Source organism: Inhella gelatinilytica, assembly GCF_016093295.1.
Lineage (GTDB): Bacteria > Pseudomonadota > Gammaproteobacteria > Burkholderiales > Burkholderiaceae_C > Inhella > Inhella gelatinilytica.
The window spans coordinates 510079-523040 of record NZ_JAEDAL010000001.1 but is presented as its reverse complement, the minus strand read 5'-3'; the positions used below and the strand labels follow the sequence as shown (position 1 = coordinate 523040).

The window sequence follows — 12962 nt, the reverse complement described above, 5'->3', positions numbered from 1 at the left end:
GGCGTTTGATTGAATCAGCGCTTGACCGGAATCGCTAGCTCGCGGTTCACGGGCACGGCCGTCACGCTGTTTTGTGGGGAGCCGTCGATCAGGCGGTCGGTGTAGGTCAGGTAGACCAAGGTGTTGCGCGCCGCGTCCACCATGCGCACCACGCGCACCCGCTTGAAGAGGATCGAGGCCCGCTCGCTGAACACCTCCTCTTGCTGCGGCAACGGGCCCTTGGGGAAGGCGATGTCGCCCACCTGCCGGCAGGCGATCGAGGCCTCGGCCTTGTCTTCGGCGAGCCCAAAGGCACCGCTGAGCCCGCCCGTCTTCGCGCGCGACACGTAGCAGGCCACGCCCTGAACCCGCGGGTCGTCGTAAGCCTCGACCACCACTTTGTGGTTGGGGCCGATGAGCTTGAAGGCGGTCGAAACTTCGCCCACGGGTTCGGCCTGGAGGGCGGGGGCCAGCAGCAGAGACGCGACGAGCGCTAGGGGGTGGGACAGCAGGGGTTTCATGGGAAGTTGCCGGTGGAGGTGGGGGGCTTAGGCGGTCATGCGCACCAATGCAGTCAAGAGAAACAGCACGCCAAAAAGCGCGAACCCCCAACCCACGAAGTTGGGGTTCCCGATCCAGTGCTGGCGCTCAAAAGCCTGAAGTTCCTGTTGCTTCTGCGGTGACAAGGCAGTTGGATCTTGCCCGCGCATCTTCATCACCTCGGAGTGGGGCAGTCGGGCGGGCCCGCGCAGCCGCAGGGCGTCCCAAGCGAGCGCGCCGCACAAGGCGGCCAAAACCAGTAGGGTGAGTGTGAGCATGGGTCGGAGCAAGGGTTTCAAGAGCTGCAGCGTTTCATCCTACCCATCTGCAGTTCGTCGCCCGCCGCCTGCAGCGCATCGCCCCCCGCTTGGGGTCCATCGGCGTCGGCGGCATAGTGTGCTACATCAGCAACACACCCCTTGTGGAGGGCTCGATGCTCAACAACTGGAATGACACGGCGCCGATCTACCGGCAACTGGCCCAGCAACTGGCCGGGCAACTGCTGGACGGCGAGCCGCCCGAGGGGCAGCCCATGCCCTCGGTGCGCCAACTGGCGCAGCAATACCTGATCAACCCGCTCACCGTGAGCCGTGCGCTGCAGTCGTTGGTGGACGAGGGCTTTCTGGAACCGCGGCGCGGTTTGGGCATGTATGTGACCGAAGGGGCGCGAGATCGGCTGCTGCACACCGAGCGAGAGGCCTTTTTGCGCGAAGAATGGCCGGTTCTGCGCGAGCGCCTGCGCCGCCTCGGCCTGTCGGCCAAAGACCTGAACTGGGAGCATGCATGATGAGTCAGAACCTGATCGAAGCCCGCGGCGTGACGATGCGCTACGGCAAGAAGACGGCGGTGGACGAGGTGTCCTTCAGCCTGCCCAAGGGCCGGGTGGTGGGCCTCTTGGGGCACAACGGCGCGGGGAAGACCACGCTGATGAAGGCGCTGGTCGGCCTCAAGGGGGTGGAGGGCGAACTCTCGGTGCTGGGCCTGGACCCGGTGCGGGAGCGCAGTGCCCTGTTGACCGAGCTGAGCTACATCCCCGACGTGGCCGTGTTGCCGCGCTGGGCCCGGGTGCACGAGCTGATCACGCTGATGACGGGCCTGCAGCCCAAATTCAGCGCCGCGCGGGCCAAACAGCTGCTCGCGCGCACCTCGGTGGGGCTCAAGGACAAAGTCAGCAGCCTCTCCAAAGGGATGGTGGTGCAGGTGCATCTGGCGCTGATTGCGGCCATCGATGCCAAGCTGATGATCCTGGACGAACCCACGCTGGGGCTGGACGTGATCTCGCGCAAGTCGTTTTACGAGATGCTGATTGACGAGTGGTGCGACGGCGAACGCAGCGTGCTGATCTCGACCCATCAGGTGGAAGAAATCGAAGCCCTGCTCACCGACGTGCTGATGATGGATGAGGGCAAGCTGGTGCTGAACCTGAGCCTGGAAGCCATGGAAAGCCGCTTTGTCGCCCTGGCCCACGATGCCGAGGCCGCCGATGCGGTGGCGGCTGCGCACCCGCTGTTGCGTTACCGCGCGATGGGGGGCAAGAGCGCCGCGCTGTTTGACGGCGCGCCGCCGCCGCACCTGGAGCAGCTGGGCCAGCGCTTCCGTCCCAGCTTGGTGGATCTGTTTGTGGCACTGACGCGCAAACCCGAACTGGCGCCGCGCGCCTGAGCCAGTAGGAGACTCACATGAACTTCAGTACAACCCGTTTCAAGACCCTGGTGTTGCGCGAATGGCTGCAACACCGCTGGATCTGGCTGATCATGGTCGGCCTGATTCCCGCTCTGGTGTTGGTTAGCCTGCCGTTTGGCGAGGTCAAGTTTCCCAAGGAATTGCCGCTGCACATTGTTGCTGGCATGCCGCTGCTGATTGGTGCCATCACCTGCGCCACCATTGCGTGGGTGACCGTGCTGTTCAAGGCTCCCGGCCTGGGACGTCGTGACGTGCAGGATCGTTCCATCGAGTTCTGGCTCTCGCTGCCCAGCACGCACACGGAGTCCTTGGGGGCGACCTATGTGGCACATGCGCTCCTGTTCCCGCTGGGTGCCTTGGTGCTGGGACTGGGCGCGGGTGCGCTCATCTCGCCCCTGCTGGTTGCCAAATGGGCGGGCTTGGACGCACTGGGCCAAGTGGCCTGGGGGCAGGCGCTGGCTCCGGCGGTCTCGGGCTTTTTGCCCGCGGTGACGGCCCTCTTCTTTGAGACGCTGTGGTTGGCGCCCGTGGTCCTGCTGCTGATGGCGGCTTCGGCCTGGCTCAAGCGCCTGGCCCTGCCGCTCCTTGCCGTGGTGGCCACTTTCTTAGCCAACTACCCCGCCACTGAGAAGACGTTCCGCGGCGCCTGGAACAGCTTCATTGAGCATGCGCTGACGCCCACGCAAAACCTGGCGCGGGTGATGCTCAACAGCATCAATGCCCGCCATATGGACGATGGCGAACTCACCCCGATGACCCAGGCGGAGTTCTACCAATCGGTGTTCACCGGACTGGCCACGCCCGAGTTTGTGGCCGGTACCGCAGTGGCCCTGCTGTGCGGCTACGCCTGGATCGTCAAGCGCCGCCAAGCGGGCTGACCGGCTCCACCCCATTGCAAACCCGGCCGCGCGCCGGGTTTTTTATTGGGTCGGGCTGGGGAGTGGGTGATGGGCGCGCCAAGCTTGGACGGCGACCACCAAATCGCCCAGTTCCGCCGTCACTTGAACGGTTGGCAGGCGCCGAACCAGGGGCCGGCTCAGCCCCGCAGCCCGGCCTCCGCACCAGATCAAAGTGCGATCGCCCAAGCCAGCTGCCAGAGCGGTCATGCCGGACTCAATCAGTGCGGCGCTGGCGTAGCTTGAAAAACTCAGAGCCAGCACGTCGGCTTGGTGGCGCTGGCAGGCTTCCAGCACCTCGGGGATGGGGGTCTCCAGCCCGAGCGAGCGGCACTCGGCGCCTTCAGCTGCCAGCAGGCACTGCGCCATCATCAAGCCCAATCCGTGGGACTCACCGGGCAGCGTGGTCAGCAAGATGCGCGGCCGGTGGTGGGGGCTGGGCGAACCCAGCTGCGCCATGGCGCGGTGCAATTGCTGCTGCACCACTTCGGAAAACAGGTGCTCCTCGTGGATTTGCACGCGCCCTTCAGCCCACAGCTGCCCGACCCTCTCAATCAGCGGGGCCAACCGGTCGGTGATGTAGGCCTTCAGGCCCAATCGCAACAACTCGGCCTGTAGGCGATCCATCAACTCATGCGGCTGATGGCGCAGCAGGGGTGCCAGCAGGACATCCAGGTCGGTCACGCTGGCCTCCGCGGCGGCCGTGCGCGGTTCCTTGGGGTCTCGTGAGAGGGGCGGTAGCGCCTGCAGCCGAGCGGCCAGCGCTTCTTCGGGCAGGGCCACCACTTGATGTGGGCGGTGGCCGGCATCCAACAGGCGTTTGATCAGGCGCAGTCGTTGAACCTGCTCCAGCGGATACAGGCGGTCTCCCACCGCGTCTCGGTGGGGCTGGGGGAATCCATAGCGCCGCTCCCACACACGGAGCAAGTCTTTTGACAGGCCGGTATCCCGCTCAACGGCGGCGATGCCCATGCCGGAAGGGGTGAGGTCGACTTCCATTTGTCCTGGACAAAGTTGCTTTGTTTGAATTTGTATGCTGCAATTGTGACCAACATAGTCAATTTGACCAAGACAAATGTTGAACACTCTGCAAACAACGGGTGCTTGGGGCTCGGGGCAAGGTCGGGTGACGCGCGGTGCGGAGTCGCCATTGTCGGGAGTGGGGGCGCAGGCGGTGGGACATGCCTTGCACCTGCTGCCCTGGCTGAGGCTGCGCGGGCCTGCGGTGCCGTCAGCCGGCCCACGACCCCAAAGGGTGGCCATCGTGGGCGGCGGCATTTCAGGGCTGGGGGCGGCTTGGGCCCTGAGGGGCCGGTTTGAGCTGACGCTGTTTGAGGCCGAGCCCCGATTGGGCGGGCACGCGCACACCGTGGACTGGACACAAGCGGGGCACTCCCACGGGGTCGATACCGGATTCTTGGTGTTCAACGAGCGCACCTATCCCCTGCTGCAGGAGTTGTTCCGTCAGCTGGCGGTTCCGATGGCCCGCAGCGACATGAGCTTCTCCGTTCAGGCGCAGGGTTTGGAGTGGTGCGGATCCGATCTGAACAGCGTGTTTGCCCAGCGAAGCAACCTGCTCCGCCCTCGCTTTTGGTCCATGTTGACGGAGCTGTTGCGGTTCAACCGCGAATGCACCGCTTTGGCGGAACGCGGGGACGACCAGGCCCTGGCCGAGCCCGTGGGCGCTTTCCTGGATCGGCGCCAATTTGGGGCGGCCTTTCGCGAGCTCTATTTGCTGCCCATGGTTGCGTGCATCTGGTCCTGCCCGGTCCAGCAAATGCTGGCGTTCCCCATCGGCACCTTGATTCGCTTCTGCCACAACCACGGGCTCTTGCAAGTTGAAAACCGGCCCCAGTGGTTCACGGTTCAAGGGGGCTCGCGCGAATACGTTCGTCGATTGCAAGTGGCTTTGCCGCAAACGGTGTGCGTGCGTTCGGCGGAACCCGTTCTGGCCGTGCGGCGCGCTTCAGAAGGCGTTTGGTTACAGAGCCCCTCTGGAGAACAGCACTTTGATGCGGTGATCTTGGCTTGTCACAGTGACCAAGCCTTGGCGTTGTTGGGCGACCAAGCCCGCCCGGCCGAGCGCGCGGTTCTCGGCGCCATTCGCTATCAAAAGAACCGGGCCGTTTTGCATGGCGATGCTGATGTGCTGCCAAGCCGCACTCAGGCCTGGGCGGCCTGGAATTTTGAAGCGGGGCCGGGCGATCAACCGGTGTGCTTGCACTACCTGATTAACAAGCTCCAGCCTTTGCCCTGGCAGGCGCCCGTGGTGGTCAGCTTGAACCCCCGGCGGGAACCCCAAGGCCCAGCGCGCGAGTTTGAATACGCTCATCCGGTGTTTGACGAAGGCGCGGTGCGGGCGCAATCCCGCTTACCCGAACTGCAAGGCCACCACCGGGTTTGGTTCGCCGGCGCCTGGGCCCGCTACGGGTTCCATGAGGACGGCCTGTGGTCGGGCTTGCAAGCGGCCCACGCGCTGGAAAACGCGTTGGAGCGGGTATGGGCTTGAACCGTGCCCATGTGGGTCGTGGCCCGGTCCGTCATCGGCGGATGGCCCCGCACCCCCATGCGTTCGAAGTGGACAGTTTCTTTTTGATGCTGCCCATGCGGAGCCTCCGAATCCGCCCCGAGCCGGCGCTGCACCGCAACCGTCGGGCCTGGGTATCGTTTCACGACGCCGACCATGGCGAGGGCGGCGAGGACGCCCTGGCTTGGTGCGAAGCCTTGTTGGAGCGCGAGGGCATTGACGGCGTGGACGGAGAAATCTGGCTGCAATGTTTCCCCCGAGTGGCGGGCCATGCCTTCAAGCCGGTGAGTTTTTGGTACTGCGAGCGTCGTGACGGCACCGTACGGGCCGTACTGGCTGAGGTGCACAACACCTTTGGCGAGCGGCATGTCTACCTGCTGGAAGGCGAGGGCCTGGCCTACGGCGCCGAGGTGCAGGCGCGCAAGGTCTTCCACGTCTCGCCCTTTGCAAAAGTGCAGGGCCAATACCGCTTCCGATTCCACCGCCGCACCGGCAGCGATGCCCGCTGCATCGCCCGCATCGACCTCGACGACGACAGCGGCCGCGCCTTGCTGCAAACCAGCATCGCCGGCCAGTTGGAGCCGTTGAGCGCCGCGGCCCTGCGCCGCGCCGCCCTGGCCCAGCCCCTGCACAGCTGGATGCTGGTGGCGCGCATCCACTGGCACGCGTTGCGCCTGTGGCTCAAAGGCGTGCCCTGGTTCAGCAAACCCCTTCCTCCAACCGAACTCGTGAGCCGCTGATGGACACCACGCTCGTCAAAACCCTGACCCCGCCGTCCGACGCGCCGGCGGCGGTGCGCACCGTCTTCAAACTGCTGCAGCGGTTGCAGTACGGGAGCCTGGATTTGCAACTGCCAGACGGCAGCACGCTGCACGCCGGTCAGCCCCTGCACCCCCGCGCCGCTATGGGCATCCACGATTGGGCGCTGGCGCAGGCCACGCTGCAGCGCGGCGACATCGGCTTTGCCGAGAGTTACGTCGAGGGCCACTGGAGTAGCCCCGATCTGGCCGCCCTGCTCACGCTCTTCCTGCGCAACCGCAACGCGCTGGAATCCGCCATTTACGGCCGGTGGTGGGGCGCGCTGGCCTACCGCATCAAGCACTGGCTGAACCGTAACAACAAGGCTGGGAGCCGCCGCAACATCGTGGCGCACTACGACCTGGGCAATGCGTTCTACAAGCTCTGGCTGGACCCGAGCATGAACTACAGCAGCGCCTGGTTTGAAGGCGGCCGTGGCATGAGCTTGCAGGCGGCTCAACACGCCAAGATGGACCGGGCCCTGCAGGAGCTGCGCTTGGCGCCGGGTCAGCGCCTGCTGGAGATTGGCTGCGGCTGGGGCGCCATTGCCGAGCGCGCCACGCGCCACTACGGTCTCCAGGTCACCGGCATCACGCTCTCGGACGAGCAGCTCGCTTATGCACGCGAGCGCTTGGGTCAAGCCGGGCTGAAGGCCGATCTGCGCCTGCAGGACTACCGCGACCTCACCGATGGCCCTGATGTCGGCCGCTATGACGGCATCGTCTCCATCGAAATGATCGAGGCCGTGGGCGAGGCCTACTGGCCGACCTATTTCCAAACGGTGGCGCGCATGCTCAAACCCGGCGGCCGGGCCTGTGTTCAGAGCATCGTGATTCGGGATGACCTGTTTGAACGTTACCGACGGGGCACGGACTTCATTCAGCAGTACATCTTCCCAGGCGGCATGTTGCCGTGCCCGCGCGTGCTGCGCGAACAAGCCCATGCGGCCGGCCTGCGGATCGAAACCAGCTTCTCTTTTGGTCTGGACTACGCCGAAACCCTCAAGCGTTGGCGCGCTGATTTCATGGCCCGCTTGACGGAGGTTCACTCACAGGGCTTCGACACGCGCTTCCAGCGCCTGTGGGAGTTCTACCTGGCGTACTGCGAGGCTGCTTTTGAAACGGGCAACACCGATGTGGTTCAGGTCACCTTGGTCAAGGCGTGAGGCCTTGCTGGTGGGCCTGGGCGGCCTCCTGGGGGCTGCCGCGCAGGCCCACGAGGACTGGCCACTGCGCAGCGAGGGGCGCTTTCGCTACTTCGGCCTGCACGTCTACGACGCGCGCCTGCTGGCGCCGCAGCCTTTGAACGCTGAGCGCTGGGCCGAGCAGGCTTTCGCATTGGAGTTGGTCTATGCGCGCGAGCTGAAGGGGCAGCGAATCGCCGAACGATCCCTCGATGAAATGCGCCGACAGGGCGAGTTGGCCCCCGAACAGGCCGAGCGCTGGCTGGCGGCGCTGAAGACCGCCTTCCCCGATGTGCGGGAAGGCGACCGGCTGCGTGGCGTGCACGAGCCTCAGCAGGGCGCGCGCTTCTGGCACAACGGTCAGCCCCGCCCTGGGCAACTGGACCGGGAGGCGGCGGCGCGATTTTTTGGCATCTGGCTGCACCCGGCCACTTCGGAGCCGGGCCTGCGCAAGCGCCTGTTGGGCCTGTGAGCACGGCCCCCTGGCACTACGGCTTGCTGGGTCTGCCGTTGGCTTTCGTGGCCCTGCCGCTCTATGTGAGCTTGCCCGCGCACTACGCGCGGGAGTACGGCCTGCCACTGGCTCAGCTGGGGGCGCTGCTGCTGGCGGCGCGCTGCGTCGATGCGGTGGCTGACCCGTGGATTGGCCGTCAAGCCGACCGCTGGCTGCGCCCGGGCCGCTGGCTGGGCGTGATGGGCGGCGCTGCCACGCTGATGGCGCTGTGCTTTGCCGGCCTGTTCTTCCCCCTGCCTCAGGGGGGTGACCCCTTGCTGGTCTGGGCGGGTGGGCTGCTGGTGCTGGGCTACTTGGCCTACAGCGTGCTGGCGGTGACGCATCAGGCCTGGGGGGCCCGCTTAGGGGGCGCAGCCGTCCAGCAAACCCGGCTGGTGGCCTGGCGCGAAGGTCTGGGCTTGATCGGCGTGCTGGCCGCCAGCGTGCTGATGAGTCAGGCCGGCTGGGGCTGGACCACGGCTCTGCTGGTGATTGGGCTGCTGCTGAGTCTGCTGGCCTTGCGGCGCGTGGCCCTGCCCGGGCCCGAGCAGGCCTCAGCGCCGCAGGCTTTGGCCCTGGCCTGGCGCACCCCCACCTTTCGCCGCTTGCTGGGGGTGTACGCCCTCAACGGTATCGCCGCCGCCATTCCGGCCACCTTGCTGCTTTTCTTCGTGCGCGACCGCCTGCAGGCGCCTGAATGGGAGGCGGGCTTCCTGCTCACCTACTTCGCCTCTGCTGCGCTGGCGCTGCCGCTGTGGCTGCGCGCGGTGGCGCGCTTCGGCCAGGCGCGCGCCTGGGCGCTGGGCATGCTGCTGGCCATCGCCGGGTTCATTGGCGTGCTGGGCCTGGAGGCGGGCGACCGCGCGCTGTTCCTCCTGGTCTGCGCGGTGACGGGTGCCGCCGCTGGTGCGGACTTGGCCATCCCCGGCGCCATGCTCACCCGCGTGGTGCAGCGCAGCGGCTTGGCCGGCCAGGCCGAGGGCAGCTTCTTCGGCTGGTGGACGGCCACCACCAAACTCAACCTGGCCCTGGCCGCTGGCTTGGCCCTGCCCCTGCTTCAAGGCCTGGGCTACCGCGAGGGCGCGCGCGACGCCGCCTCTCTGCAGGCCCTCACCCTCTGTTATGCCCTGCTGCCCTGCCTGCTGAAGGCCCTGGCGCTGGGCTTGTTGTGGCGCAGCTTCGGGCGCAACAAGGAGTTCCTATGAAACGACGCCTCCTGCTGGCTGCCTTGCCGGCTCCTTTCTTGCTTAGCGCCTGCGCCGGCCCGGAGGTGCGGGAATACGCCCAGGAGCGCCCACAGCTGGATCTGCGCCAGTACTTCAACGGGCCGCTGGTGGGCCACGGCGTGTTCACCGATCGAAGCGGTCGCGTCAAGGCGCGCTTTGTGGTGCGCATGGTGGGCCGATGGCAGGGCGAACAGGGCGTTCTGGAGGAAGACTTTGAGTACAGCGACGGTCGCAAGGAGCGCCGCGTGTGGCGCCTTACGCACCAGGGTGACGGCCGCTACAGCGGCCGCGCTGACGACGTGGTGGGCGAGGCCCAGGGCCAGGCCGCAGGCAACGCGCTGCGCTGGGGCTACACGCTCAAGCTGCCCGTAGACGGCAAGGTTTACGAAGTGCAGTTCGACGACTGGATGTGGCTCGTGGATGAGCGCGTGATGTTGAACAAGGCGCGTATGAGCAAATTCGGATTTGACCTCGGTGAGGTCACCCTCAGCTTTACGCGTCAGTGAGCCCCGCGGAGGAACCATGCAAAGCTTAAAGACGCTCATGCGGCTGCAATTGGCCGCCGGCTGTGGGGCATGTGCGGTGTTGGTCGCCATAGGCCTTTACAACGCTTCGCAGGCGGAGGGCACTGTGCAGCGAGCCGTGGTGGCCAAGGACGTTACGGCCGACATCTTGCCCCCGCCCCTTTACCTGGTGGAGGCGCGCTTGGTTCTTTCGCAGGCGGTGGAGGGAAGTCTGTCGCTGGATCAAGCACAGGGCGAGTGGAGCCGCTTGGCTTCGGAGTACCGGGCACGCATTGACCATTGGCGAAAAAACCCCCCGTATGGGCTGGAGCGTGAATTGCTCGGTGAGCAGCATCGTCAGGGTGAGGTGTTTCTGGAAGAAGGCCAGGCTCGCGTGCTGGCGCCGTTGACCCGTGGGGAGGTCGAAGCCGCCAAGGCCGCCTTGCCCGCGGTGCACACAAGCTTTGTGAACCACCGTCAAGCGGTGGACCGTACCGTCCAAGCTGCCAACGCGTTCGCGACTACGAGCTTGGAGTCGTTATCGGCTGGCTTGCGTTGGGCTGTCATTCTGCAGTTGGCGGGCCTCTTGGCGGCCGGTGCCTTGGTGGTCGCGCTATACGCCTGGGTGCGTCGGCATGTTTGGTCCAGCGTGGGGGCGGAGCCCGTCCGGATTGCGGCGGTCGCGCAGCGCGCAGCTGAAGGGGATTTGAGCGAGCCCATCAACACCGCACACACGAGCAGCGTGGCGGGTGCGCTGGAGCGGATGCGGGTTCACCTGGCGGGGGTCGTGGCCGGTGTTCGGGAGGGGAGCGAGAGCGTGGCGACAGCCAGCGCCCAGATTGCCCAGGGCAATCAAGATCTCTCCGAGCGCACGGAGCGCCAAGCCAGCGCCTTGCAGCAAACCGCGGCGTCGATGCTGGAGCTCAAAGAAACGGTTCGGGCCAATGCGGCCAGTGCCACCGAGGCTGACGCCCTGGCCCAGCAGGCGGCTCAGGTGGCCCAACAGGGTGGGGCGGTGGTGGAGCAGGTGGTGGGCACCATGCAGGCCATCCATCAAAGCAGCGCCCAGGTCAACGACATCTTGAGTGTGATCGATGGCATTGCCTTTCAGACCAACATCTTGGCGCTGAATGCCGCAGTGGAAGCCGCCCGGGCCGGTGAGCAAGGCAAGGGCTTTGCGGTGGTGGCCAGCGAGGTGCGCAGCTTGGCGCAGCGCAGTGCCGAGGCCGCTCGGGAGATCAAGCGGCTCTTGGCCACCAGCAGCGAGCGGGTGGAGAGCGGTACGGAATTGGTCGGGCAGGCCGGGCAGACGATGCAAGAGATCGTGCGCGCCGTGGGACGGGTGCGCGATGTCGTGGCCGAGATACGTCAGTCCAGCGTCCTCCAAGCCAATGGGATCGACGAAGTCACGCTGGCTGTGTCCCAGATGGATCAGGGCACGCAGCAAAACGCAGCCCTGGTGGAGGAGAGTGCGGCGGCCGCGGAGAGCCTGCGGCAGCAGGCGCAGCAGCTGGTTGATGCGGTTGCAGTCTTCCGGGTGATGGCCGGCGCCCGGGCTGGTGCCTCAGTCACAGGAGGGTGGTGATGTCGCTCAATCCGCGCTTTTTGACCTGGACCGGCCGGACCGTTTGGCTGCTCGGCGCCAGCACCGGTATCGGCGCGGCCCTGGCCCACGCCCTGCACGCTGCTGGCGCCACCGTGGCTGTGAGTGCCCGCGGCGCGGAAAAACTTCAGGCTTTCGCTGACGCCCACCCCGGCAGCCTGGCCTTGCCGGCTGACGTGCTCGACCCTGCGGCGCTGAAGAGCGCGCTGCGCACCCTCGTGGCCAGGACCGGCCGCGTGGACTTGGCGGTCTATTGCGCTGGAACCTACACCCCGATGCGGGCGGACGGCTTTGATCTGGCCAGCGCCACCGCCCAGTGGCAGACCAACTACCAGGGGGCGCTCAACACCCTGGACGCCCTGCTGCCCCAGTTGCTGGCGCAGGCCCAAGCGGGCCAGGGCGGGCACCTGAGCCTGGTGAGCAGTGTGGCCGGTTACCGCGGCCTGCCCAAAGCTCTGGGCTATGGGCCAGCCAAGGCCGCGCTTATCCACTTGGCCGAAACCTTGTACTTGGACCTGGCGCCCAAGGGCTTGGGCGTCTCGGTCGTCAACCCCGGCTTTGTGGCCACGCCCATGACGGCGCAGAACGACTTCAAAATGCCCGCGCTACAGACGCCCGAACAGGCGGCTGCGGCCATCCTGGAGGGTTGGCAGCAGGGCGACTTTGAGATCCACTTCCCCAAGCGTTTCACTCGGTTTGTGAAACTGCTGCGTCACCTTCCCGCACGCCCCTACTTTTGGCTGGTTCGCAAGGGGACGAAGCTGTGAGTGCCGAAACCCACGCCGCGCGTCTGGCGGAACTGCGCCAGTTCTTTGAAACCCTAGAGCCGCAAGCCTTGATGCGCCTGGGTGAGCTCTATGGTGAGCACGCTTATTTCCGGGACCCCTTCAACGAAGTGCGCGGACTCCCGGCGATCCGGCGCATCTTTGCCCACATGTTTGACACCCTAGACCGACCGCGTTTTGTGGTGCGTGATGCGTTCTCCCAGGGCGAGCAGGCCTTCCTGACTTGGGATTTCTGCTTCCACCGGCCCGGGCAGCCAGAGGAGTGGCGCATTCACGGCAGCAGCCACCTGCGCTTCGCGCCCGATGGTCGGGTGATGTACCACCGCGACTACTGGGACGCCGCCGAAGAGCTGTGGGAACGGGTGCCGGTGCTCGGCTGGGTGCTCAGACGGCTCAAGCGCCGACTCAAAGCCTAGGCGGTTCGCGCCGCTCGGGGGCTTGTGCGTCCATCCGGTAGGCATCGGCCGGCGGGGGCGAAGGACCCTTCATGCGCCGCACCAAGCCAGCTGCCGCCATCAGGACGCCCAGCAGGCTCACGCCCGCAAATGCCGCACCCCAGCCGGCGAACTCCCAGAGCATCAGCTCGGTTTCTGGTGCGGGCGCAAAGCCCGCGTGGGCCAGCCAAGCGCGCAGCACCGGCAGCCCCAGCGCCGCGACGAGGACCCCAGCCAGCCAGCGAGGCCAGCGGCGGGCGACGACGTGTTCCCAGGGGGCGTTCGAGTCTTGGAGAGTCATGGCTCACCGAA

The 12962-nt window shown here is 66.2% G+C and carries 16 protein-coding genes; 12 read left to right on the top strand and 4 right to left on the bottom strand.

Going from position 1 to position 12962, the window contains the following annotated elements; genetic code table 11:
• Positions 1 to 14 precede the first annotated feature (14 nt).
• Positions 15 to 500, bottom strand: coding sequence for a CreA family protein (locus I7X43_RS02480; protein WP_198099305.1), 486 nt, complete (start codon positions 498 to 500; stop codon positions 15 to 17).
• A gap of 27 nt (positions 501 to 527) precedes the next feature.
• The gene (locus I7X43_RS02475; RefSeq protein ID WP_198099304.1) at positions 528 to 797 is read right to left on the bottom strand and encodes a hypothetical protein; all 270 of its coding nucleotides are present in this window, start codon (positions 795 to 797) and stop codon (positions 528 to 530) included.
• 155 nt (positions 798 to 952) lie between these two features.
• On the opposite strand from I7X43_RS02475, the gene I7X43_RS02470 reads away from it, so the two are divergent.
• Genes I7X43_RS02470 through I7X43_RS02460 form a run of 3 tightly spaced genes read left to right on the top strand, consistent with a single transcriptional unit; the run spans position 953 to position 3080 of the window.
• Positions 953 to 1306: a GntR family transcriptional regulator gene (locus tag I7X43_RS02470; RefSeq protein ID WP_198099303.1), complete on the top strand. Its 354-nt coding sequence runs from the start codon at positions 953 to 955 to the stop codon at positions 1304 to 1306.
• Complete coding sequence (locus I7X43_RS02465; RefSeq protein WP_198099302.1) at positions 1303 to 2181, top strand: ABC transporter ATP-binding protein; 879 nt, start codon at positions 1303 to 1305, stop codon at positions 2179 to 2181. The genes I7X43_RS02470 and I7X43_RS02465 overlap by 4 nt, the downstream gene beginning before the upstream one ends.
• Positions 2182 to 2198: 17 nt before the next feature.
• Positions 2199 to 3080, top strand: a complete 882-nt coding sequence (locus I7X43_RS02460) for a hypothetical protein (RefSeq protein ID WP_198099301.1) — start codon at positions 2199 to 2201, stop codon at positions 3078 to 3080.
• Positions 3081 to 3122: 42 nt separating this feature from the next.
• On the opposite strand, the gene I7X43_RS02455 is transcribed toward I7X43_RS02460, so the two are convergent.
• Positions 3123 to 4097 (bottom strand): MerR family transcriptional regulator, encoded by a 975-nt coding sequence (locus tag I7X43_RS02455; RefSeq protein ID WP_198099300.1) that lies wholly within the window; start codon positions 4095 to 4097, stop codon positions 3123 to 3125.
• A 76-nt stretch (positions 4098 to 4173) separates the two neighbouring features.
• Here I7X43_RS02455 and I7X43_RS02450 point away from each other — a divergent pair, with 76 nt between their 5' ends.
• Genes I7X43_RS02450 through I7X43_RS02410 form a run of 9 tightly spaced genes read left to right on the top strand, consistent with a single transcriptional unit; the run spans position 4174 to position 12632 of the window.
• Positions 4174 to 5607, top strand: coding sequence for an NAD(P)/FAD-dependent oxidoreductase (locus I7X43_RS02450; protein ID WP_198099299.1), 1434 nt, complete (start codon positions 4174 to 4176; stop codon positions 5605 to 5607).
• The gene (locus I7X43_RS02445) at positions 5598 to 6365 is read left to right on the top strand and encodes a DUF1365 domain-containing protein (RefSeq protein ID WP_198099298.1); all 768 of its coding nucleotides are present in this window, start codon (positions 5598 to 5600) and stop codon (positions 6363 to 6365) included. The genes I7X43_RS02450 and I7X43_RS02445 overlap by 10 nt, the downstream gene beginning before the upstream one ends.
• Positions 6365 to 7588, top strand: a complete 1224-nt coding sequence (locus I7X43_RS02440) for an SAM-dependent methyltransferase (protein WP_198099297.1) — start codon at positions 6365 to 6367, stop codon at positions 7586 to 7588. Before I7X43_RS02445 ends, I7X43_RS02440 begins: the two co-directional genes overlap by 1 nt.
• A gap of 10 nt (positions 7589 to 7598) precedes the next feature.
• Positions 7599 to 8078, top strand: coding sequence for a chalcone isomerase family protein (locus tag I7X43_RS02435; RefSeq protein ID WP_310737522.1), 480 nt, complete (start codon positions 7599 to 7601; stop codon positions 8076 to 8078).
• The gene (locus I7X43_RS02430; RefSeq protein WP_198099295.1) at positions 8075 to 9304 is read left to right on the top strand and encodes an MFS transporter; all 1230 of its coding nucleotides are present in this window, start codon (positions 8075 to 8077) and stop codon (positions 9302 to 9304) included. Before I7X43_RS02435 ends, I7X43_RS02430 begins: the two co-directional genes overlap by 4 nt.
• Complete coding sequence (locus I7X43_RS02425) at positions 9301 to 9831, top strand: DUF3833 domain-containing protein (RefSeq protein ID WP_198099294.1); 531 nt, start codon at positions 9301 to 9303, stop codon at positions 9829 to 9831. Before I7X43_RS02430 ends, I7X43_RS02425 begins: the two co-directional genes overlap by 4 nt.
• Before the next feature lie 16 nt (positions 9832 to 9847).
• A complete protein-coding gene (locus I7X43_RS16525) occupies positions 9848 to 11413 on the top strand; it encodes a methyl-accepting chemotaxis protein (protein WP_198099293.1) in 1566 nt (521 codons plus the stop codon).
• Entirely contained in the window at positions 11413 to 12198 is a 786-nt protein-coding gene (locus I7X43_RS02415; protein WP_198099292.1) for an SDR family NAD(P)-dependent oxidoreductase, read from the top strand. The genes I7X43_RS16525 and I7X43_RS02415 overlap by 1 nt, the downstream gene beginning before the upstream one ends.
• Positions 12195 to 12632, top strand: coding sequence for a nuclear transport factor 2 family protein (locus I7X43_RS02410; RefSeq protein ID WP_198099291.1), 438 nt, complete (start codon positions 12195 to 12197; stop codon positions 12630 to 12632). Before I7X43_RS02415 ends, I7X43_RS02410 begins: the two co-directional genes overlap by 4 nt.
• Here the strand turns inward: I7X43_RS02410 and I7X43_RS02405 are convergent.
• Entirely contained in the window at positions 12622 to 12951 is a 330-nt protein-coding gene (locus I7X43_RS02405) for a hypothetical protein (RefSeq protein WP_198099290.1), read from the bottom strand. The genes I7X43_RS02410 and I7X43_RS02405 overlap by 11 nt on opposite strands.
• Between the last annotated feature and the right edge of the window lie 11 nt (positions 12952 to 12962).